Source organism: Pseudomonas sp. TE3728 (assembly GCF_056279145.1).
In genome coordinates this window covers 1521679-1543254 of sequence record NZ_JBWBQT010000001.1, presented here as the reverse complement: position 1 = coordinate 1543254, position 21576 = coordinate 1521679, and the positions used below count along the sequence as shown (strand labels likewise).

Annotated in this window: 20 protein-coding genes; 9 read left to right on the top strand and 11 right to left on the bottom strand. The window is 59.6% G+C overall.

The features are described 5' to 3' along the window. Window positions 1-77 precede the first annotated feature (77 nt). Window positions 78-650 carry a cytochrome b gene (locus tag ACZ89R_RS06300; RefSeq protein WP_429546337.1) on the top strand — a complete coding sequence of 191 codons (573 nt, stop codon included), beginning with the start codon at window positions 78-80 and terminating at the stop codon, window positions 648-650. On the opposite strand, the gene ACZ89R_RS06295 is transcribed toward ACZ89R_RS06300, so the two are convergent. From ACZ89R_RS06295 to ACZ89R_RS06285, 3 genes are all read right to left on the bottom strand, one after another. After that, on the bottom strand, window positions 631-1737 hold the full coding sequence (locus tag ACZ89R_RS06295; RefSeq protein ID WP_429546338.1) for a DNA alkylation repair protein: 1107 nt from the start codon (window positions 1735-1737) through the stop codon (window positions 631-633). The genes ACZ89R_RS06300 and ACZ89R_RS06295 overlap by 20 nt on opposite strands. A 135-nt stretch (window positions 1738-1872) precedes the next feature. After that, complete coding sequence (locus tag ACZ89R_RS06290) at window positions 1873-3681, bottom strand: monovalent cation:proton antiporter-2 (CPA2) family protein (protein WP_008071329.1); 1809 nt, start codon at window positions 3679-3681, stop codon at window positions 1873-1875. 118 nt (window positions 3682-3799) lie between these two features. Beyond that, on the bottom strand, window positions 3800-4690 hold the full coding sequence (locus ACZ89R_RS06285; protein ID WP_008071328.1) for a LysR family transcriptional regulator: 891 nt from the start codon (window positions 4688-4690) through the stop codon (window positions 3800-3802). Window positions 4691-4857: 167 nt separating this feature from the next. Here ACZ89R_RS06285 and ACZ89R_RS06280 point away from each other — a divergent pair, with 167 nt between their 5' ends. The 5 genes from ACZ89R_RS06280 (at window position 4858) to ACZ89R_RS06260 (ending at window position 10652) form a co-directional block, all read left to right on the top strand. Then, the gene (locus ACZ89R_RS06280; protein ID WP_429546339.1) at window positions 4858-5940 is read left to right on the top strand and encodes a 4-oxalomesaconate tautomerase; all 1083 of its coding nucleotides are present in this window, start codon (window positions 4858-4860) and stop codon (window positions 5938-5940) included. Between the two features lie 46 nt (window positions 5941-5986). Next, complete coding sequence (gene dctA, locus ACZ89R_RS06275) at window positions 5987-7306, top strand: C4-dicarboxylate transporter DctA (RefSeq protein WP_429546340.1); 1320 nt, start codon at window positions 5987-5989, stop codon at window positions 7304-7306. Between the two features lie 134 nt (window positions 7307-7440). Next, the gene (locus ACZ89R_RS06270; protein ID WP_429427687.1) at window positions 7441-8745 is read left to right on the top strand and encodes a CitMHS family transporter; all 1305 of its coding nucleotides are present in this window, start codon (window positions 7441-7443) and stop codon (window positions 8743-8745) included. Window positions 8746-8839: 94 nt separating this feature from the next. Further along, a complete protein-coding gene (locus tag ACZ89R_RS06265; RefSeq protein WP_429546341.1) occupies window positions 8840-10093 on the top strand; it encodes an OprD family porin in 1254 nt (417 codons plus the stop codon). Window positions 10094-10313: 220 nt separating this feature from the next. Next, window positions 10314-10652 carry an FKBP-type peptidyl-prolyl cis-trans isomerase gene (locus ACZ89R_RS06260; protein WP_007895103.1) on the top strand — a complete coding sequence of 113 codons (339 nt, stop codon included), beginning with the start codon at window positions 10314-10316 and terminating at the stop codon, window positions 10650-10652. Between the two features lie 246 nt (window positions 10653-10898). On the opposite strand, the gene ACZ89R_RS06255 is transcribed toward ACZ89R_RS06260, so the two are convergent. Next, window positions 10899-11234: a hypothetical protein gene (locus ACZ89R_RS06255; protein ID WP_429546342.1), complete on the bottom strand. Its 336-nt coding sequence runs from the start codon at window positions 11232-11234 to the stop codon at window positions 10899-10901. Window positions 11235-11589: 355 nt separating this feature from the next. Here ACZ89R_RS06255 and dmeF point away from each other — a divergent pair, with 355 nt between their 5' ends. Continuing rightward, window positions 11590-12519, top strand: coding sequence for a CDF family Co(II)/Ni(II) efflux transporter DmeF (dmeF, locus tag ACZ89R_RS06250; protein ID WP_429546343.1), 930 nt, complete (start codon window positions 11590-11592; stop codon window positions 12517-12519). 8 nt (window positions 12520-12527) lie between these two features. On the opposite strand, the gene ACZ89R_RS06245 is transcribed toward dmeF, so the two are convergent. Then, the gene (locus ACZ89R_RS06245; RefSeq protein WP_429546344.1) at window positions 12528-13634 is read right to left on the bottom strand and encodes a cytochrome P450; all 1107 of its coding nucleotides are present in this window, start codon (window positions 13632-13634) and stop codon (window positions 12528-12530) included. 81 nt (window positions 13635-13715) lie between these two features. On the opposite strand from ACZ89R_RS06245, the gene ACZ89R_RS06240 reads away from it, so the two are divergent. Further along, entirely contained in the window at window positions 13716-14480 is a 765-nt protein-coding gene (locus tag ACZ89R_RS06240) for an ArsR/SmtB family transcription factor (protein WP_429546345.1), read from the top strand. Here the strand turns inward: ACZ89R_RS06240 and ACZ89R_RS06235 are convergent. Continuing rightward, entirely contained in the window at window positions 14477-15085 is a 609-nt protein-coding gene (locus ACZ89R_RS06235) for a LysE family translocator (RefSeq protein ID WP_429546346.1), read from the bottom strand. The two genes, ACZ89R_RS06240 and ACZ89R_RS06235, sit on opposite strands and share 4 nt — an antisense overlap. 104 nt (window positions 15086-15189) lie before the next feature. On the opposite strand from ACZ89R_RS06235, the gene ACZ89R_RS06230 reads away from it, so the two are divergent. Next, window positions 15190-16116 (top strand): LysR substrate-binding domain-containing protein, encoded by a 927-nt coding sequence (locus ACZ89R_RS06230; RefSeq protein WP_429546347.1) that lies wholly within the window; start codon window positions 15190-15192, stop codon window positions 16114-16116. Here the strand turns inward: ACZ89R_RS06230 and ACZ89R_RS06225 are convergent. The 5 genes from ACZ89R_RS06225 to ACZ89R_RS06205 form a co-directional block, all read right to left on the bottom strand. Further along, the gene (locus ACZ89R_RS06225; RefSeq protein ID WP_008071311.1) at window positions 16106-16447 is read right to left on the bottom strand and encodes a hypothetical protein; all 342 of its coding nucleotides are present in this window, start codon (window positions 16445-16447) and stop codon (window positions 16106-16108) included. The genes ACZ89R_RS06230 and ACZ89R_RS06225 overlap by 11 nt on opposite strands. 134 nt (window positions 16448-16581) lie before the next feature. After that, window positions 16582-17601, bottom strand: a complete 1020-nt coding sequence (locus tag ACZ89R_RS06220; protein ID WP_123495252.1) for a branched-chain amino acid aminotransferase — start codon at window positions 17599-17601, stop codon at window positions 16582-16584. 243 nt (window positions 17602-17844) lie between these two features. After that, on the bottom strand, window positions 17845-19230 hold the full coding sequence (lpdA, locus tag ACZ89R_RS06215) for a dihydrolipoyl dehydrogenase (RefSeq protein WP_429546348.1): 1386 nt from the start codon (window positions 19228-19230) through the stop codon (window positions 17845-17847). A gap of 18 nt (window positions 19231-19248) precedes the next feature. Then, window positions 19249-20517 (bottom strand): dihydrolipoamide acetyltransferase family protein, encoded by a 1269-nt coding sequence (locus ACZ89R_RS06210; protein WP_429546349.1) that lies wholly within the window; start codon window positions 20515-20517, stop codon window positions 19249-19251. Then, window positions 20518-21576, bottom strand: a complete 1059-nt coding sequence (locus ACZ89R_RS06205) for an alpha-ketoacid dehydrogenase subunit beta (protein ID WP_007895121.1) — start codon at window positions 21574-21576, stop codon at window positions 20518-20520.

Sequence of the window (21576 nt, the reverse complement as noted above, 5' to 3'; positions counted from 1 at the left end):
CCGGTCGGTTCGACGAAACCGGATCCAGGCTGTACGAAATGAGTCGGCAGCCGCCACCGATCTTCACGAGGCCCCGTATGACCCGAGATTCAGCAGTACACCGGTATGGAAAACTCTCGATCACCTTGCACTGGCTGATACTGGCGCTGTTCGTCGGCGTTTATGGTTGCATCGAGATCAAAGGATTGTTGCCCCGTGGACATGCCCTGAAGGGCCTGTTTCTGGGGCTGCACGGCATATTCGGGGTGAGCATTTTTGTGCTGGTCTGGGTTCGCCTGCTCGGGCGCCTCACGCCTCGGCCACCGATTACCCCGGCCCTGCCCACCTGGCAGACGGGCGTCTCGCACCTCATGCACCTGGCGCTGTATGGGCTGATGATCGCTACGCCGCTATTGGCCTGGTTGATGCTGGCCGCCGGGGGCAAGCCGATGCCGTATTTCGGCTTTTTCCTGCCGGCGCCGGTTGCGGTTGATCCCGATCTGGCCAAGCAACTCAAGCATTGGCATGAATGGCTCGGCAGCACTGGCTACTGGTTGATTGGTTTGCACGCGGCTGCGGGTTTATTTCATCACTACTGGGTCCGCGACAACACACTCACGCGCATGCTGCCGGGGGGCTCTGGTGTGGGCGTCAATGAGCGTCAGCAATAATTCGGAATTGGGTGCTGGCCAAGCGTTCGCCATTTACCAGAATGTGCACCGCGTGCTGGCCGGCATAGTGCCGGCGGGTGGTCAGTTCCTTGATGTGCTGACTGCGGCTAATGGCTTCGCTGGCATTGTCGGACAGAGTGAGGGCTTTAAGTTTGAACACCTTTGCCGAGGTGCTGCCGTTGGCTTTGACATAATCGATAGCGTAATCGATCACCAATCGCTGACTGTCCGGGACCATGGACTTCACTCTGAAAGACAGGGTGATTTTCTCACCCAGACGTATCACCGCCGGCTCAACCTTCACGTCAATGATTTCAACCTCGGGCTTGCCGCTTGCGCCAATGATTGCCAGCGCTCGCTTGTTACCCTGTTTGATCAAACTGCGCAGAGCGTGTCTGGCAATCCACGCCGTGTGTTTGTTGTCCAGCGACCAGCCCTCGATCAGCGCCAGCACCCACTCGGGATGATCCTTGGTGATGTCGTTGAGGTGGTTGGCCACGGATTTTCGCACGTAGAGGCTGTTGTCGGCCTTGAGATTGTCGAGGATCGCTGCCGCCAGTGTCGGGTCGGCCTGGACCTGTTCCAGGCGGAACGACCATGGCAGGCGCGGTCGGCTGCCTTCGCTGGCCAGGCGCCGGACGTGTTCGTTTTCATCCAGCGACCAATCGTGCATCAGCGCCAACGAGCGTTCGATATCACTGCGCAAAAAATGCCGGATCGCGAATTCCGATGACCCGAAGGCCGTGAAATATTTGAGCGCGTCCATCGACAGATCGAACGTGTGAGCGCCGTAGGTCGCAACGTAGTGCGGCAAAAACATACTGACGAAGGCGCTGTTCAGGCGGGGGGCGAGGGCGCGCAGGACATCGAGGGATTCTTCATAACCGAGTGGCAATACCGCGTGCAGGCATTCGCTGACGCGGGCCATGCGTTGCATGACTGACAACTCCGAGAGGCCGGTTTTAGCCAGTTTCAGGAAGGCCTTGGCATCGAAGCCTGGATAGACCGCCGTCATTTCGGTGGCGATGTGCGCGAGGCGTTCGGCGTTGAAGATTTCCTTCAGGGCGGGGGAGGCTTGGTCTGTCATCGTGGATTCCTTGCCAGGTGATCGTTCCCACGCTCTGCGTGGGAATGCATCCCGTGACGCTCTGCGTCACATTTCAAGAGCGGACGCAGAGCGTCCATGGCGGCATTCCCACGCGGAGCGTGGGAATGATCTGGATCAAACCTTACCCGCTTCCTCTTCCAACTGATCCGACTCAAACAGTTTTGCCAATTCCGCCCGCGCTTCCTGGGCGGTCTGCATCACTTTGGCCGCATCGTCATACACCGCATGCTGGGCTTCCAGCACCTGTTCATCGTGATGGGTAAAGCGCTTGATCCGCGCATCCGCCTGGGCCTGTGTCAGACCCAGTCCGACCAAGGTCCGCCGGGTCATTTCCAGGCTGGAGTAATAGGTTTCCCGCACCGCCTGCGCCCCGACATCCACCAACCGGTGCACATGCTGACGGTTACGGGCGCGGGCGATGATTTTGATGTGCGGATAGAGCTTGTGCACCACCTCGGCCGTCTTGATGTTGGTGTCGGGATCATCGGTGGCGATCACAAAAAACTCCGCTTGCTCGACCTTGGCCGCGCTGAGGATTTCCGGGCGCATCGGGTCGCCGTAGAACACCGGCACGCCGCCGAAGCTGCGGGACAGTTCGATGGTTTCCACTGACGTGTCGAGGGCGATGAACTTGATGTTCTGCGCCCGCAGAATCCGCGCCACGATCTGCCCCATGCGACCCATGCCGGCGATGACCACGCGCGGCGTGTCGGCGTCGATTTCACGGAATTTTTCCGGCACCACCACGGGTTGAACCTTGGGGCTGACCAGTCGGGCGCACAACAGCAACAACAGCGGCGTCACGGCCATGGACAAGGTAATCGTCAGCACCAGCAAATCGTACAGGCGTGGCTCGAACAGCCCCTGATCACGACCGATCTTGAACACCACAAATGCGAACTCACCACCGGCCGCCAGCACGATGCCGAGGCGAATCGCACTGACCTTGCCCAAACCTCCGGCCAGTCGACCGACAACAAACAGCAGCGGCAACTTGATGGCGATCAGCAACAGGGTCAACCCCAGCACCACGACCGGCGCGCTCAGCAGCAAGCTCAAATTGGCGCCCATGCCGACGCTGATAAAAAACAGCCCCAGCAGCAGGCCCTTGAACGGCTCGATCTGCGCTTCCAGCTCGTGGCGGTATTCGGAATCCGCCAGCAGCAAACCGGCAAGGAACGCGCCGAGTGCCATGGACACGCCGACCAGGTCCATCAACCACGCCGTACCGATCACCACCAGCAACGCAGTGGCGGTGGACACCTCCGGCAGACCAGTCTTGGCCACAACCCGAAACACCGGTCGCAGCAAGTACCTTCCGCCAATCACCACCACCGCGATACTGCCCAGCACCCGCAAGCCATGGTTCAAATCTTCGGCGGCACTGGTGGTGTGATCACCGCCGGCCAGCAGCGGCACCATCGCGATCAGCGGGATCGCGGCGATGTCCTGGAACAGCAAAATCGCGAACGCCAACCGTCCATGGGGGCTGGTCAGCTCCTTGCGCTCGGCCAGGCTTTGCAAACCAAATGCAGTAGACGACAACGCCAGGCCCAGGCCCAACACGATGGCACTGTTCAGGGATTGGCCGAACACGAACAACGCCAGCACACCAATCACCGAACCGGTCAGCAACACCTGCGCCAGGCCCACGCCGAACACCGATTTGCGCATCACCCACAAGCGTCGCGGCGACAGCTCAAGGCCGATGATGAACAGCAACAACACCACCCCGAGTTCAGAGATGTGGCTGACGCTTTGCGGGTTGCCGATCAAGCCCAGCACCGACGGCCCGATGATCACCCCGGCAAACAGATAACCCAACACCGCCCCCAATTGCAGGCGCTTGGCCAAGGGCACGGTGAGCACCGCCGCGAATAAAAAGACGACAGCGGCTTGCAACAGGTTGCCTTCGTGGGGCATGGCGAAACTCCTGGGTGGGGCAGGCGAGAGCGGCGCTCGCCCGATTTTCAGCGGGGGCGTCAGGATAAAGGCTGGCGTCCGTTCAGTCAGCAACGAGGTGGCTGAACGAGCTCAGGGCTCAGTGCGGCCATTGTTCAAGCAGGATTGAAACGAACTTCTCCGCCGCCGGCGATAACGATGCGCCCCGACGGTACACCAAGCCGAGTGTCCGGTTCACGACGGGGTCAGTCAGCGGGATGCTCACCAGTGTCGGGTGATCCGCCGCCGGCATTGCGAGGCTCGGCATGGCGGAAACCCCAAGCCCGGCTTCGACCATGCCCAGCGAGGTGGACAAATGCTGCACTTCATAAAACCACTGCGGACGCCAGCTCAGGCCCGACAGGGCGTGGTCCAGCAGCATGCGGTTGCCGCTCAGGCGTCCGACGCCGATCAACCGGTAATCGCTCAGTTCTGACCAGGTCACGGACTTCCGCTGGGCCAGTTCATGGTCACGACGGCACGCCAGGACGAAGGGTTCGTTGACCAGTGAAACGAATTCGATGTCCGGGTGCTGGCCGCTCATCATGTTGATGCCGAAGTCGGCTTCCCCCCGCAACACTGCTTCGAGCCCTTCATTGGCGCTGAGGTCGAGCAAACGGATGCGGATTTTCGGGTAGCGCTCGTTATAAAGACGAATCACCGACGGCAGGAAGTAAAACGCAGCGGTTGGAATGCAGGCCAGGGTCACCTGACCGATTTGTCGTTCGGCCAATTCACGGATGTTCAGGATCGAATCGTCGAAGTCATCCAGTAATCGACGAGCCTTGGGCAGGAAGTCGCGGCCGACGCTGGTCAGGCTGACCTTGCGTGTGGTGCGATCAAGCAACGTAGTCCCTAAACCCTCCTCGAGTTTTTTTATCCGTCGGCTCAAGGCTGGTTGCGACAGATGCAGTGCATCGGCAGCTTCGTGAAAACTCCCAAGTTCGGCGATTTTCACGAAAGATCGAATGTCCTGAAGCTCATATTCCATGTTTTATCTCGTTGGGGAGGGCGTTGGACCACGTTCTGAACGTTAAAACTTTCTTTTGTGAAACGCAATAATTGCTACGATCTTTGCATTGGAAACACAATTACTTCCCTGTCACTCTTGTTTGCAAGACATCAATTACCCCGATTGATTAACAAGAGTTAGTGGCCATGCAACGAATTCCTTGTGTGCTGATGCGCGGTGGTACCTCAAAGGGACCGGTATTTCTCGCCTGGGATCTGCCGGTTTCGGTTGAAGAGCGCGATGAGTTGTTGCTCTCGGTGATGGGCTCCGGTCACGAACTGGAGATCGACGGCATCGGCGGCGGTAGCCCGCAGACCAGCAAGGTCGCCATCGTCAGCCCCTCGTTACATCCCGATGCCGATGTTGATTACTTGTTCGTTCAGGTCATGGTGTCCCAGCGTCGGGTGGATACCGCCCCGAACTGCGGCAACATGCTCTGCGCGGTCGGGCCGTTTGCCATCGAGCAAGGCCTGGTCAAGGCGGTCGGTGAGCTAACCCGCGTGCGGATTCGCAATCTCAACACCGGCACCTTCGTCACCTCTGACGTGCAGACACCAAACGGCAAAGTCAGCTATGAAGGTGACACCGCCATCGATGGCGTGCCAGGCAGCGCGGCACCGGTTCAACTGACATTCCTCGACGCCGCAGGCAGCAAGACCGGCAAGCTGTTTCCAACCGGCAGCACCCAGGACTGGTTCGACGACATTCCGGTGACCTGCATCGACATGGCCATGCCGATGCTGATCATCGAGGCGCGTCACTTGGGCAAACGCGGCGATGAAACTCCGGCCGAGCTGGACGCCGACAAAGACTTTATGCACCGTCTCGAAGCTCTGCGGTTGCGGGCCGGCGTAGCCATGGGGCTGGGCGACGTCAGCGACAAGGTCATCCCCAAGCCTGTGCTGGTTGCACCGGCCAAGGCCGGTGGCACGTTGCAGGTTCGTTACTTCATGCCGCACAACTGCCACCGTGCGCTGGCCATTACCGGTTCCATCGGTCTGGCCACGGCATGCGTCAGCGAAGGCAGTGTGGTTGCGCAGATGCTCGGTCATACCGGTGGGACGCGTCTGCAACAGGTGCGGATCGAGCACCCGAGCGGCGGCATCGATGTCGTGTTGTCCTACACCGGTAAAAACGGTGAGACAATCCGCGCCTCCGTTGTTCGTACCGCCCGAAGGCTGTTTTCCGGCTTTGTTTATGCCCCGGTTCCCCAACGGCTCGCCGGGTAGTCTTCCCGCGCAGTCACTGTCGTTTTGCATCAGAACAATTCTAAAAATGGGTGATGCCATGAAAGTTGTTAAATCGCTCTACTTCCAGATCCTCTGCGCCGTGCTGCTGGGCGTCGTGGTCGGACACTTCTGGGCTCAGCAGGCCATTGCCCTCAAGCCGTTGGGTGATGCCTTCATCAAGCTGATCAAAATGATGATTGCGCCGGTCGTGTTTTGCACCATCGTCACCGGCATCGCCGGGATGAACGACAAACGCTCCCTTGGCCGCTTGCTGAGCAAGACCATGCTGCTGTTTCTCGGGCTGACGGTGATCAGCTTGTTCATAGGCCTGGTCGCGGTCTACGTGTTCAAGCCGGGCGTGGGCATGAACATCGATCCGAGCCAATTGAGTACGGCGGGTCTATCCCAGTACACCGAGTCTGCGGCGAAGCTTGGGGTGGTCGAGTTTTTCATGCACATCATCCCTGACACCTTTATAGGTGCGTTCAGTAAAGGTGAAGTGCTGCCGGTGCTGTTTATCGCGGTGCTGTGCGGTTTCGCCCTGTCTTCCCTGGGCGACCGTGGCAAGCCAGTGCTCGATGTACTGGAAGCGGCATCGCAGATGGTCTTCAAGATTTTTTCCTATCTGATGCGTTTTGCGCCGATCGGTGCCTTCGGGGCACTGGCGTTCACCGTCGGACAGTACGGCATCACCTCGCTGGGTTCGCTGGCAAAGTTGATCATGACCTTGTACGTCGCCTGCGCCTTCTTCGTCTTTGTGGTGCTGGGAAGCATTTGCCGCGCCCACGGCTTCAGCCTGTGGAAGCTGCTGCGTTACCTGCGCGAAGAGTTCCTGGTGGTGTTGGGGACTTCCTCCACTGAGCCGGTCATGCCACGCATGCTGGAGAAACTTCAGGCATTGGGATGCAGCAAAGGTGTGGTCGGGCTAGTGCTGCCGACGGGGTACTCGTTCAACCTCGATGGCACGGCGATCTACCTGTCTCTGGCGGCAATTTTCATTGCCCAGGCCTGCAACATCGACCTGACCATGACCCAAACCTTGACCATGCTGGCGATCATGTTGCTGTCGTCCAAGGGCGCGGCAGGGGTGACTGGCAGCGGTTTCGTGGCGCTGGCTTCCACGCTCACGGTGATCCATGACATTCCGCTGGCTGGTCTGGCGCTGTTGATCGGGATCGACCGTTTCATGTCTGAAGCACGGGCCTTGACCAGTCTGGCCAGTAACGCCGTGGCGACTGTGGTGATCTCTATCTCGGAGAACGCCTGCGACCGTCAGGTCCTGCTCGATACCCTGGACGGTAAAACACCGGTTGTCCCGGGTGTGGATCAAAGCTGGGACCGCGTCGGGACCACCACGCACATTTAGTCCTGCGTAAACGCGGCAAAAACTAAGCTTTTTACTACCTGCTGCCGGGCGTCGCCAATCGCGTCGCCTGGCGGGCTCGGAGTCGTTCGCCTGCGCGTCGGCCACACAATCCATAACAACAAGAGAGTTGCCTTATGCTTGCCTTACTCGGCTTGGCCATGGTGGTTGTGTTCACCTTTCTGATCATGACCAAACGTCTGTCACCGATCGTTGCGTTGACCGTTGTTCCGATCGTCTTTGCGGTTATCGGCGGTTTTGGTGGGACTACCGGCAAAATGATGCTTGATGGCCTGAAAATGGTCGCACCGTCGGCGGCGCTGCTGCTGTTCGCGATTCTGTTTTTCGGTTTGATGATCGACTCGGGACTGTTCGATCCGCTGATCCGCAAGATTCTCAAACGGGTCAACGGTGACCCGATGAAAATCGCGGTCGGCACTGCGCTGCTGTCGCTGACTGTCGCCCTGGACGGTGACGGCACAACCACTTACATGATCACCTGCGCGGCGATGCTGCCGTTGTACAAGCGCATCGGCATGAACCCGATGATTCTGGCGACTATTTCCATGCTGTCGCTGAGCATCATGAGCGGCATGACCCCTTGGGGCGGCCCGGCGACCCGGGCGATTGCCGCGCTGGGGCTGGATGCCGGGGCGTACTTTGTTCCGTTGTTGCCCACCATGATCGGCGGCGCTACGTGGGTGGTATTCACCGCGTTCCTGCTGGGCCGCGCCGAGCGTAAACGCATTGGCAACGTCCAGCTGCAAAGCGGCGGGAGTGATTGCTACATCAAGGCGATTCTTGAGGACACGCCGCACAAACGCCCGAAACTGGCCTACGTCAACCTGTTGCTGGTGACGGCGGTGATGGTCGCGCTGGTGATGGGGCTCATGCACTCGGCAATCCTGTTTCTGATTGGCTTCGTGCTGGCGCTGATGATCAACTATCCGCAACTGGACATTCAGAAAGAACGCATCCTCGCACACTCCGGCAACGCCATGACTGTAGTCCTGCTGGTGTTTGCGGCTGGTATTTTTGCCGGGATTTTCTCTGGAACCAAAATGGTCGACGCATTGGCGCAAACCCTGGTGGACTGGATTCCACCGTCCTGGGGGCACCTGTTCCCGCTGGTGGTGGCGATCACCAGCATGCCGTTGACCTTCGTGCTGTCCAATGATGCCTATTACTTCGGTGTGGTACCGATCCTCGCCAACGCGGCGGCAGCCTACGGGATCGACCCGGTGGAAATCGCCCGGGCGTCGATTCTTGGCCAACCGGTGCACTTGATGAGCCCGCTGGTGGCCTCGACCCTGTTGCTGGTGGGGATGGTCGATCGCGACCTGGGCGACTTCCAGCGCGCCACCTTCAAATGGGCTGTGCTCACTTCCCTGGTGGTCACAGCTTTAGCCCTGCTGACCGGGGCCTTGACGCTGTTCTCCTGATTCACCCCTGACTCGCCGCTGATAGAACTCCACGCTCCCGATGACGGGTGCGCGGCCACGTGCATCCTTAAAACAACAATATGAGTAGTTCGACATGACCCATTTTCTGACTCGCGGGGCTCTTCTTCCTCTTCTGGGCGTGTTGCCGGTGGCCACTGCCGGTGCGAGTGATTTCATCGACGACAGCAAGTTGAAGCTGCAACTGCGCAACGTCTATTTCAACGAAAACTTTCGCGATGAACATGGCTTGAGTGCGCGCTCCGCCAGAACCGCCAAAAGTGAGCGCACCGAGTGGGCCCAGGGTTTCCTGCTGGATTTCCAGTCGGGGTTCACCCCCGGCACTATCGGTTTCGGGGTCGACGCATTGGGCCTGCTGGGTGTCAAACTCGATTCCGGGCGTGGCCGCAGTGGCACCGGTCTGTTGCCGGTACACGATGACGGTCGCGCCGCCGATGAGTTCGCCAGTGCCGGGGCTGCGGCCAAGGTCAAACTGGCCAAGACCACCCTCAAATACGGCACCCTGCTGCCCAAAACTCCGGTGCTGATCTATAACGATGCGCGTTTGCTGCCGCAAACCTATGAGGGAGGACAAGTCAGCAGCACCGACATCGAAAACCTGACCCTGACTGGCGGTCATCTGGAGCGATTCAAACTGCGCGATTCGACCGACAGCGTATCGATTGTTCCTGACGGATACTCAGGCGACAAAGGTGGCGATTTCACCTACGCCGGCGGTGATTACAAACTCGGCAAGAACACCCGTCTGAGTTACTTCTATGGTGAACTGGAAAATTTCTATCGCCAGAACTTTGCCGGCATCCAGCACGATCTGCCATTGGGCCCCGGGGTGTTGACCGGCGACCTGCGTTATTTCAGCAGCAATGACGCGGGCCGTGCCTACGCCTCGAAAATCGATAACGACATGCTCAGCGGTCAGCTGTCCTACGCGGTGGCGGGGCACACCTTTGGCGGCGGTTATCAACAACTCAGCGGTGACGCCGGGTTGCCATACATCAGCGGGGCGACGGTGTACTCATTCAGCAACGTCGGCATCGGCAAGTTCATCGAAGAGGACGAGAAGACCTGGATGCTCAGTTACGGTTACGACTTTGCACCGGTGGGCGTGCCCGGGCTGACGTTCATGACCCGTTATCTCAAAGGCAACGACGGCAAGTCCGACACCAACATCAAAGAGTCCGAACGCGACACGGAACTGGCCTATGTGGTCCAGAGCGGCACGTTCAAGGGTATTGGCGTAAAGCTGCGCAACTATGTCTACCGTTCGGACTTCGCGCGTGGACGTGACAGCAATCGGATTTACTTCACCTACGACATTGCTCTCTGGTAGGGCGCCGGGGCGCCTGCATCAGACCCAGCTCACCGTCTGCTCGCCCAACCGATACTGATTATTCCCACTGCGTTTAGCCCGAACCGTGGGAGGAGGTGGCGGGTATATTAGTTCACGGCCACTGCCCGATATAGAGCGAAACGGTTGCCAATAGCCCGCATTTCTGGGAAAACGGCGCCCATGAAGCCTGTTCAGGCAAGTGCACAATAGAGTGAACGTAATGAATGATGAATTGCAGGTAATCGACCTTGAAGTGGGCGACGGCAAAGCTGCCGTCAAAGGCGCGCTGATCACTACTCAATATCGGGGTTGGCTGGAAGACGGCACTGAATTCGACTCTTCCTACAGCCGGGGAAAACCTTTTCAGTGTGTGATTGGCACCGGGCGGGTAATCAAGGGCTGGGACCAGGGAATCATGGGCATGCAGGTCGGCGGCAAACGCAAGCTGCTGGTGCCGGCGCATCTGGCTTATGGCGAGCGGACGATGGGCGCGATTACACCGAATTCGAATCTGATTTTCGAGATTGAATTGCTGGAAGTGCTGACACGGGATGATTGATTGGCGCGTGGGCTGAAATGACAAAGCCTTCTATCTCTTCTCGCGGAGATGACGGGTTTGTTTTTTGCGAGCGGGCTTGCCTTGATGACTATCAGTTAAGTGTTGGCGACCCCAAAAGATCGCAGCCTGCGGCAGCTCCTACGGATTTGTGTACGGCTTCAATTCCACGGGTGTACCCGGTCGGCGTAGGAGCTGCCGAAGGCTGCGATCTTGGCGATTCCGAGTGTTCTTTTGCTAAACGGTGAGTCAGGTGAACGCCTCAATATCATCAAGGGTATCCGCCACAGTCCCTTCCAGTGAGGGGAATTTTTCCTTCATCTTTTCAAGAGCGGGGAGTACAGCACCCAAGTCCAGATCACCCAGCCTGCGGGCTATGTGACCGAGCGCGGTGATGGCAGCTGCTGCAACCGATTCGGACTCACTCTCGAGGTACTTCAGGCAGGTGTTCTGAGCCCAAATCCTGTCTTGCTCATTCAGGCCGATAGAAATCAATGCGGCGGCAACGCTGGTTTCTACGCCGCTGGCTAGAAGCCTCGTCGCTTCCTCGTGGCTCATTGTTGGATCTTGGTAGAGAAGGCTCATTTTTTAGCTCCCTGAATGTTGCCTTTGTGATCGGTTTTTCCTGCCTTGAACCATCGAGAATATTTGCTACCCCAAAAGATCGCAGCCTGCGGCAGCTCCTACGGATTTGTGTACGGCTTCGATTCCACGGGTGTACCCGGTCGGCGTAGGAGCTGCCGAAGGCTGCGATCTTTTGATCTTTGGGTGGCAGTTGGATCAGCACCTTAAGCCCTGACGCAAAACGATGTCACCTGTTGCGGTAGCCGGAGTTTGCGTTGTTTGTCAGACTGCTATCGCGAGCAGGCTCGCTCTCACACGGATTTGTGTCGATCACGAATGCTGTGTACGGGAAGACTTCGAAATGGAGGCCACCGCCATGACCCTGAAACCTCAGGCTTCGCGCTTTACCCACGACCACCTGTTTCTAGGGGCCGCCCACGATGACAACGCCCGCCGCACATTGTGGGTGGTGGCGCTGACGTTCGTGATGATGATTGGCGAAATTGCCGCCGGTTACATCACCGGCTCCATGGCGCTGCTGGCGGATGGCTTTCATATGGCGACTCACGCCGGGGCCCTGGGCATTGCGGCGGCGGCCTACGGCTTTGCTCGACGACATGCCAACAATTCGCGCTTCAGTTTTGGTACCGGTAAGGTCGGGGATCTGGCGGGTTTTGCTTCGGCCATAGTGCTGGGCCTGGTGTCGATCGGCATCGCTGGCGAATCCATCGTGCGACTGTTTCAACCGACCACGGTGGCCTTCACCGAAGCGACGGTGATTGCGGTGGTGGGGCTGGGGGTGAACATCGTCAGCGCGTTTCTGTTGTCGGGCAATCATGGGCATCACGGCCATGATCATCACGATCACAGTCATGCCCACGCTCATCATCACGACAACAACCTGCGTTCGGCGTATTTGCATGTACTGGCCGATGCGTTGACCTCGGTGCTGGCCATCGTGGCATTGTTGGCCGGGCGCTACCTGGGCTGGGTCTGGCTGGACCCGGTGATGGGGATTGTCGGCGCCATCGTGATCGCGAGATGGGCTTATGGCTTGATGCGTGACAGCGCCGCCGTGTTACTCGACACCACCGATGAGCACGTCGCCGCCGAAATTCGTGAGCTGCTCGAATCGACGGACGATGTTCGCATCAGTGACCTTCATGTCTGGCAGGTTGGCCCTCAGGCGCGGGCGGCGATAGTCAGCGTCGTGGCCGTGGCGGGTATTAGTGCCGATGCCATTCGCGAACGTCTGGCGCCGGTTCATGAGTTGTCTCACTTGACGGTCGAGCATCGCCACGCTTGAAGTGTCTTTCAGGCAAAGAGCGGAATGCGCCCGTTAAGGGAAGGGCGGTAGTGCCAGGTCAACCGGTCCAAAGCAGGTTGCATCGCCAGGATCTCAGCCAGCGTCGCACGGGCAATGCTTAAGGCCAACACCTGTCCCGGACATTGATGACGCCCCGCGCCGAAAGTGAAACTGCGACGGTTCGGGCGATCGAGCAAAAACGCGTCGGGATCATCATTAAGCTGCGGATCGCGATTGGCCGAGGCCAGCAGCACCAGGATAACCTCGCCGGTGTTCAGGCTCACGCCGTCAATTTCACACGGCGCGGCGACGAAGCGGCGGGTGTTTTGCACCGACGGGTCGAAGCGCTGAACTTCAGCGATCAGCTCGTCAACTTGAGCCGAATCCAACTGCGGGTTTCGCCTCAACGCCAATAGCGCATTACCGATCAGCCCGGCAGTGGCTTCATGGGTCTGGGAGAACAGGCCGATCAGGTTGGCGATCAAGGTTTCAGCGTCGGTTGATGTCGCCGCGAAACGCTGCCGGATACCGGCGAGCAGGGCGCTTCGGTTGCTCGGGTCGTCCAGTAGCTCGATGAAATAACCCTTCAGCTGTTCCGCCGCGACATGGGCGGCGTCCAGTTGCGCCTGATCGCTGAGAGGCGACAGGCAGGCGACGAAGTCTGCGGTCAGCTCGCTGATGGCCCGGCCCTGAGCTGGAGAAAACCCCAGCAACGCCGCCACTACGCAGACCGGTCCGCGAAACATCGCCGCGTACAACCCGTCGGGGCCCGGGGTAATCAATCGAGCGCCGACCAACGCATTGACCTCATTCACGTCAATCAACGCCAGCCCCGGCTCAATCGCCGCCCTCGGGCAACGCTGCCGCTCGCCTTCATTCATCCGCATCAGCTGACCGAACACCTTGCCGGCCATGCCTTGAGCAATCGCCTGGGGCACCGGCTCGTGGGTTGGCCGCACATGACAGTGCGGATGCGCCAGCACGGCGGCAACGGCTCGGGCACTGCTGGCCACCCACAGTTTCAGTCCTTGATGAAAAACCAGCCCACCCTCGGCGCGCAGTTGCGCGTAGTAAGGGTAGGGATCGGCGTGAGTCGCAGCGATGATCGGGTCCATGGGTCGCAGCCTTATCGATGGTTGAAAAGTGTTGCTACTATCTCCAGTCCGAAAGGGCCTTGATTCGTCCGGGAGCGAAATATGAACGCAGAACAACACGACATCGGCGTCTCGCAAGTGGCTGCCGCCATCGCGGAACCTGCCCGAACGAAAATCCTCTGTTCGCTGATGGACGGCCACGCCCGCACCAGCACCGAGCTGGCGACGATTGCCGAAGTCAGCGCCTCGACCGCCAGTGCTCACCTGGCCAAGCTCAAGGAACTGGCGCTGGTGCGTTTGCACGTTCAGGGCCGTCACCGCTATTACAGCCTCGCGGACAAGCGCGTGGCCCAGGCACTCGAAGCGCTGATGGTGATCGGCCAGAACGCCGCGCCGACGTTCAATCCGCGCACCCCGGATCGCCTGCAATTCGCCCGCACTTGCTACGACCACATGGCCGGCACGCTGGCAGTGTTGCTGCATGACCGGATGATCGACGCGGGGTGGTTGCTGGAAACAGATGAGCAGGTTTATCAACTGAGCGACAGCGGTGAGGCGTTGTTCGAAGGATTGGGCATCGACGTCAAAGACCTCGGCACCTTGCGCCGCCGCTTCGCCTGCCCCTGCCTGGACTGGAGCATGCGTCGGTCGCACCTGGGCGGTGCCTTGGGCGCGGCATTGCTGCAAACGGCGATCAAACGCAAATGGGTAACGCAGGATCTGGACAGTCGGGCGCTGGCATTGACGGCGCTGGGGCGCAAGGAACTCAATAGCCGGTTCGCCATAGAGCTGCCGGTTCAGGCAGCGACAGCACAACCTGCGTCCACCGAGACCAGGCGCCGTGCGATCGCCAGCCCCGCGGCTTAGCGACTGGACGAGGCCATGAGCACGCCAAAGCCGGCGAAGGTCACGCCCGAGACTTTCGCCGCCAGCCAGGAACCCTTCGGGCTCGACAACCAGCCTTTGGCGGCATTGGCGAGCAAGGCATAGCTGCCATGCACCAGAATCACCAGTACACCGTAGGAAGCGACCAGTTTGATGAACTGGGTGTAGAAGTGCGCCGAGGTGTCGATGAATTGCGGGAACACCGCCAGAAAGAAAAACACCGCCTTGGGGTTCAACAGCTGCATCGAAGCCGCTTCAAGAAAGCGATAGCCAGGGCTTGAGGGGCGCGTTTCAAGCAGCGTACTGAAACGATCCGAGCGCCAGCTTTTGTAGCCCAGGTACAACAAATAGGTCGCCCCTGCGTATTTCAACGCGGTAAAGGCGTTCGCGGAGGTGCTGAGTATCAGGCCAACACTGGTGGCGCTGATGGCGGCGACGACAAACGCCCCCGACGCGATCCCCAGAATGCCCGGCACGGCCCCCGTCCAACCGTGTCGCACCGCGTTCGACAGGGTCAGGACCACGCCTGGCCCCGGGCTCAAGATGGTCAGGGTGGCGAAAAGTACAAAGAGTCCGTAGCTGTTCATGTCTTGCTCCATCGGTAACGCTGGCTGCGTGTTGGCAGATTGGCGTGACGAAACGAGCGTGACAAACGCTTTAATTAAAGCGCATAGGTGACTAAATTAGACCCATGAAAAATCAACTGCCACCTCTTAATGCTGTTCGCGCCTTCGCCGTTGCTGCTCGTCATCAGAGCTTCAGGCTGGCGGCCGAAGAGCTGCATGTCAGCCATAGTGCCGTCAGCCGGCACATCAAATTGCTTGAGGAATATTTGGGCGTGCTGCTGTTCGAGCGGCGCATCCGTCAATCGGTGCTGACGCCGGCCGGCCAGCGCTTTTATGAGCAGGTCAGCGCCGGGCTGTCGCAGATCGCCAACGCTGCCGCTGCGCTCAAGCAACATGCCTCGCTGCCTACCGTTAAGATCAATGTCCGTCCGTCCTTTGCCGTGCTTTGGCTGACGCCCAGGCTGGCGGATTTTGTTGCGCAGCACCCAGGCATCAAGCCGCAGGTGATCACTCAAACCCAGGCACCCGATCAGGCACGCGACGGGTTCGATGTCGTCATTCGCCGTGGCCGTGACGACTGGGCACCGGCGATTGAAGCGCGAGCACTCTTCGAAGACGAACTATTACTGGTCGCGGCGCCATCGCTGATCGAGCGCCTGCCACTTGAAGAGCTCACTTCGCTGAGCCGGCACACGTTACTGACCGTCAAGGCGCGTCGCGAAGACTGGCACAATTGGGCCATGCACTTTGGTCAAAGCCAGTCAGCCACTCAGGTAACCCGGCAGTTTGAGCACATGCACCTGGCACTTCAGGCTGCCGTGGATGGACAGGGTATCGCCCTGTGCCCAACCTCTTTGCTGGGCTCTCACCTCTCGAGCGGACGCCTGATCTGCCCGTTGCCCGAGTTGCGTCTGCCGTTGCCGCGTTATTACTACGGCGTTGCACCGGACGTGACGGCGCAGACACGGGTGTTTGTGGAGTGGATGTTTGCCCGCATTGCTCAAGATGAGCTGCAGTGGCAAACACCTGGTGCTGTGACCGCTACGCCCTGAAATTCCAGACAATCTCCACCACCCGCACCGCCAGCACCAGGTAGACCAGAAACAGAATGATCTGAAACGCCGTGTGATACGGCAACCTGGACAGCCGACGCAGGCCGTCGCTGACATTAAGCAGCATCAGCACCGCTGACAGCAGGATCAATCCCCAGCCGGCGAGGCTTGAGGTGAGAAACCCCATAAACAAGTACTGATCGCTGTGCAACGCGTTGGTGCCCGCCGCAAACATCAGCGCACACACCAGCAGGTTCTTGATGTTGTCGAACACTTGCGTGGTGAAGTCGGTGTCCAGCAAGGCCAGATACTTTCGCCAGAGTTTTCCCATGGTTTTGATGGCACCCGTTGATGGCTGTTGGACGTGGCAAGTCTAGTGACCTTTTCCACGACAGCGGACGAAAAAAAGCCCGGCCTTCAATTTGATGGCCGGGCTTTTTTGTTCAAACGGACAGTCGCGTCAAATCAAACCTTGACGATCCAGCCCGCTGGCGCTTCGACGTCGCCGGTCTGTACACCGGTCAGCTCTTTGTAGAGCTTCTGGGTGATCGGGCCGACTTCGGTTTCGCTGTGGAACACGTGCAGTTTGTCTTTGTAGCTGATACCGCCGATCGGGGTGATCACTGCGGCAGTACCGCAAGCGCCGGCTTCCTTGAAGTCGGACAGCTTGTCGATGAACACGTCACCTTCGACCACTTCCAGGCCCAGACGGGTCTTGGCCAGCTCGATCAACGACAGACGAGTGATGCCCGGCAACACCGAAGGGGAATTCGGGGTGACGAACTTGTTGTCGTGGGTGATCCCGAAGAAGTTGGCTGAGCCGACTTCTTCGATTTTGGTGTGGGTCAGCGGGTCCAGATAGATGCAGTCGGCGAAGTGCGCCTTCTTGGCCTGGGAACCCGGCATCAGGCTGGCGGCGTAGTTGCCACCGACCTTGGCCGCACCGGTGCCTTGTGGGGCGGCACGGTCGTAGCTGGAGATCAGGAAGTTGTGCGGGGTCAAACCGCCCTTGAAGTAAGCGCCGACCGGGATGCAGAAGATCGAGAAGATGAACTCGGGCGCGGTGCGCACGCCGATGTTGTCACCCACGCCGATCACGAACGGGCGCAGGTACAGCGCGCCGCCGGTGCCGTAAGGCGGGATGAAACGCTCGTTGGCGCGTACCACTTCCTTGCACGCTTCGACGAACTGTTCGGTGGACACATGCGGCATCAGCAGGCGCGCGCAGCTGCGTTGCATGCGTGCGGCGTTCTGGTCCGGGCGGAACAGGTTGATCGAACCGTCCTTGCAGCGGTAGGCCTTCAGGCCTTCGAAGCACTGCTGGCCATAGTGAAGGGCAGTGGAGCCTTCGCTGATGTGCAGCACGTTGTCTTCGGTCAGGGTGCCTTTGTCCCACTCGCCATTACGCCAGTGCGACAGATAGCGCTTGTCTGTCTTGATGTAGTCAAAACCCAGCTTGTCCCAATTGATGCTTTCGTTACCCATGACACCCTCTATCACTTAACAACCGCCGAAACGGTTCAAGGCTTCTGACATTTTTCTGGATGGGGACAACAATACTTCATTCCGGGCCCATTTCGCAGCCCGGACTATCGGATGACAGACAGATAAATCGAGTTGGCCTCAAGAAATCGCTAGCAGGCTAGCTCCCACAGGAGAACGCATTCCAAATGTGGGAGCTAGCCTGCTAGCGATGGGGCCATCTCTGCCGCCATCAATTGTTCTGAATCACAAGTGCAACGCATGCCCCAACGCACGCAACGCCGCTTCCTGCACCGCCTCACCGAGCGTCGGATGCGCGTGGATGGTGCCGGCGATGTCTTCCAGTCGAGCGCCCATTTCCAGGCTTTGACCGAATGCCGTCGACAACTCCGACACGCCCACACCCACTGCTTGCCAGCCAACAATCAGATGATTGTCACGGCGCGCCACGACCCGCACGAAGCCGCTTTTCGACTCCAGCGTCATCGCACGGCCATTGGCGGCGAACGGGAAGCTGGACACGATGCAGTCCAGCCCCGCAGCCTTGGCTTCATCCGGGGTCTTGCCGACCACCACCAGTTCCGGGTCGGTGAAGCACACGGCGGCGATGGCGGTCGGGTTGAATTCGCGGTGTTTGCCGCTGATCAGCTCGGCGACCATTTCACCCTGAGCCATGGCCCGGTGCGCAAGCATCGGTTCGCCGCTCAAGTCGCCGATGGCGTAGACGTTACGCATGCTGGTCTGGCACCGGTTGTCGATCTTGATCGCCGAACCGTTCATGTCCAGGTTCAAGGCTTCGAGGTTCCAGTCTTGAGTGTTGGGTTTGCGACCAACGGCCACCAGTACCTGATCAGTTTCCAGGGTCAATGTGTCACCGTTCGGGTCACGAACTTGCAAGGTATTTCCTTGTGAATCAAAGCCTTCAACGCTGTGCTTCAAGTAAAGCTTCACGCCGAGTTGCTTGAGTGCTTCATGCACCGGATGGGTCAGTTCGGCGTCGTAGGCCGGCAAGATGCGATCCTGCGCCTCGACCACACTGACCTCGGTGCCGAGCTTGCGGTAAGCAATCCCCAGCTCCAGACCGATGTAACCGCCACCGACCACAACCAAGCGTTTTGGCACGGATGTCGGTGCGAGGGCTTCGGTGGAGGAGATAACCGACCCACCAATCGGCAGCATCGGCAGGTTCACGCTTTTCGAGCCGGTGGCCAGCACCAGGTGCTCGCACTGAATGCGCGTGTCGCCGACTTCGACGGTCTTGCCGTCGATCACTTTGGCCCAGCCTTGAATGACCTGGACCTTGTGCTTCTTCAACAGTGCCGAGACGCCAGTGGTCAGGCGATCAACGATGCCGTCCTTCCACTCGACGCTTTTGCTGATGTCCAGGGTCGGCGCCGATACGCTGATGCCCAGCGCCGAGTGTTGGCTGTGGTGCTGCGTCTGATGGAACTGTTCGGCGACGTGAATCAATGCCTTCGATGGAATGCAGCCGATGTTCAGGCAGGTGCCGCCCAACGATTCGCCTTCCACCAGAATGGTCGAAATGCCCAACTGACCGGCGCGGATCGCCGTCACATAGCCGCCAGGGCCGCCGCCGATGATCAGCAGCGTGGTGTTCAAAGTCTGTTGCATGACCTTCTCCACAAATGCCTACTCAACAAAAAGCGTGGCGGGTTGTTCGAGCAAGCCACGAACGGCCTGGATGAATTGCGCCGCGTCCATGCCATCGACCACGCGGTGATCGAAGGAGCTGGAGAGGTTCATCATCTTGCGAATCACGATCTGGCCTTTGACGACTATCGGCCGTTCGACGATTTTGTTCACGCCGATGATCGCCACTTCCGGCAGGTTCAGCACCGGGGTGCTGACGATGCCGCCCAGGGCGCCGAGGCTGGTCAGGGTGATGGTCGAGCCGGACAGCTCATCGCGGCTGGCCTTGCCAGTGCGCGCAGCGGTGGCCAGACGGGAGATTTCCGCGGCGCTGTCCCACAGGCTGCGGGTTTCGGCATGGCGCACAACAGGCACCATCAAACCGATGTCGGCTTGCGTGGCGACACCCACATGCACCGCGCCGAGGCGGGTGATGACTTGCGCTTCGTCGTCGTAACGGGCGTTGATCTGCGGGAAGTCGCGCAGAGCCACGACCAGCGCGCGGACCAGGAACGGCAACAAGGTCAGCTTGCCGCGGGTTGCGCCGTGTTTTTCGTTCAGGTGTGCGCGCAGTTCTTCAACGGCAGTGACGTCGATTTCCTCGACGTAACTGAAGTGGGCGGCACGCTGAGTGGCGTCTTGCATGCGCTGGGCGATCTTGCGGCGCATGCCGATCACCGGGATTTGCTCTTCGTCGTTGCGCTGGGCGTAAGCGGCGGTGACGGTCGATGCGTTCGACTGACCCTGAGCCAGCCAGGCTTCGAGGTCTTCGTGCAGCACCCGACCGGCAGGGCCGCTGCCACGCACCAGACGCAATTGAATACCGAGGTCCAGCGCATGCTTGCGCACGGCCGGGGAGGCCAGCGGGCGCTCATCGGCCTCGCGCGCAACCATCGGACCTTGGCACGCGGCGGCAGGACGAGGGGCCGCCACCGGTTTGCTTTCAACAACCGCTTCAACTTTCGGCGTTGCAGCGGGTGCTTCTTTAACCGCTACTGGCTGAGCCGACTCTTTAACGTTGCCCGCGCCTTCGACTTCGATGCTGATCAGAATGCTGCCGACGGCCATGACTTCGCCAGGCTGGCCGCCCAGCGCAATCACTTTGCCATGCACCGGGGACGGGATGTCGACCATCGCCTTATCGGTCATGACATCGGCCAGCACCTGATCTTCGACGACCATGTCGCCGACCTTGACGTGCCACTGAGACAGCTCAACTTCTGCAATGCCTTCGCCAATGTCCGGCATTTTAATAACGTGCGTGCCCATTCAGACCTCCATAACCCGATGCAAAGCCGCGCCCACGCGGGACGGCCCAGGGAAATACGCCCACTCTTGCGCGTGCGGGTAGGGAGTGTCCCAACCGGTGACGCGCTCGATCGGCGCTTCCAGGTAGTGGAAGCAATGCTCTTGCACCAAGGCGACCAGTTCGGCGCCGAAACCGCAGGTGCGGGTCGCTTCGTGAACGATCACGCAACGGCCGGTTTTCTTCACCGACTTGACGATGGTGTCCAGGTCCAGCGGCCACAGGCTGCGCAGGTCGATGACTTCGGCGTCGATACCGGTTTCTTCAGCCGCCACTTGCGACACATAAACGGTGGTGCCGTAGGTCAGGATGGTCACGTCTTTGCCGGGACGCGCGATGGCAGCGACATCCAGCGGCACTGTGTAGTAACCGTCCGGCACTTGCGCGGCGGGGTGTTTCGACCACGGGGTTACCGGGCGGTCGTGGTGGCCATCGAACGGGCCGTTGTAGAGGCGTTTTGGCTCGAGGAAGATCACCGGGTCATCGTTTTCGATGGAGGCGATCAGCAGGCCTTTGGCGTCGTAAGGGTTGGACGGCATGACCGTGCGCAAGCCGCAGACCTGAGTGAACATCGCCTCGATGCTCTGGCTGTGGGTCTGGCCGCCGTAGATGCCGCCGCCGCAGGGCATGCGCAGGGTCATCGGCGCAGTGAACTCGCCGGCCGAGCGATAACGCAGGCGGGCGGCTTCGGAAATGATCTGGTCCGACGCCGGGTAGACGTAATCGGCGAACTGGATCTCGGCCACCGGCCGCAAACCGTAAGCGCCCATGCCCACGGCGACGCCAACGATCCCGCTTTCGGAGATCGGCGCATCGAATACCCGGGAGGTGCCGTACTTGTTCTGCAGCCCTTCGGTGCAACGGAACACGCCGCCGAAGTAGCCCACGTCCTGGCCGAACACCACGACGTTGTCGTCACGCTCAAGCATCACATCCATGGCCGAGCGCAGGGCCTGGATCATGGTCATGGTGGTCGTGGTCATGGCGGTTTCCAACTCGATTTTATTGTTGTGATCGTTCAT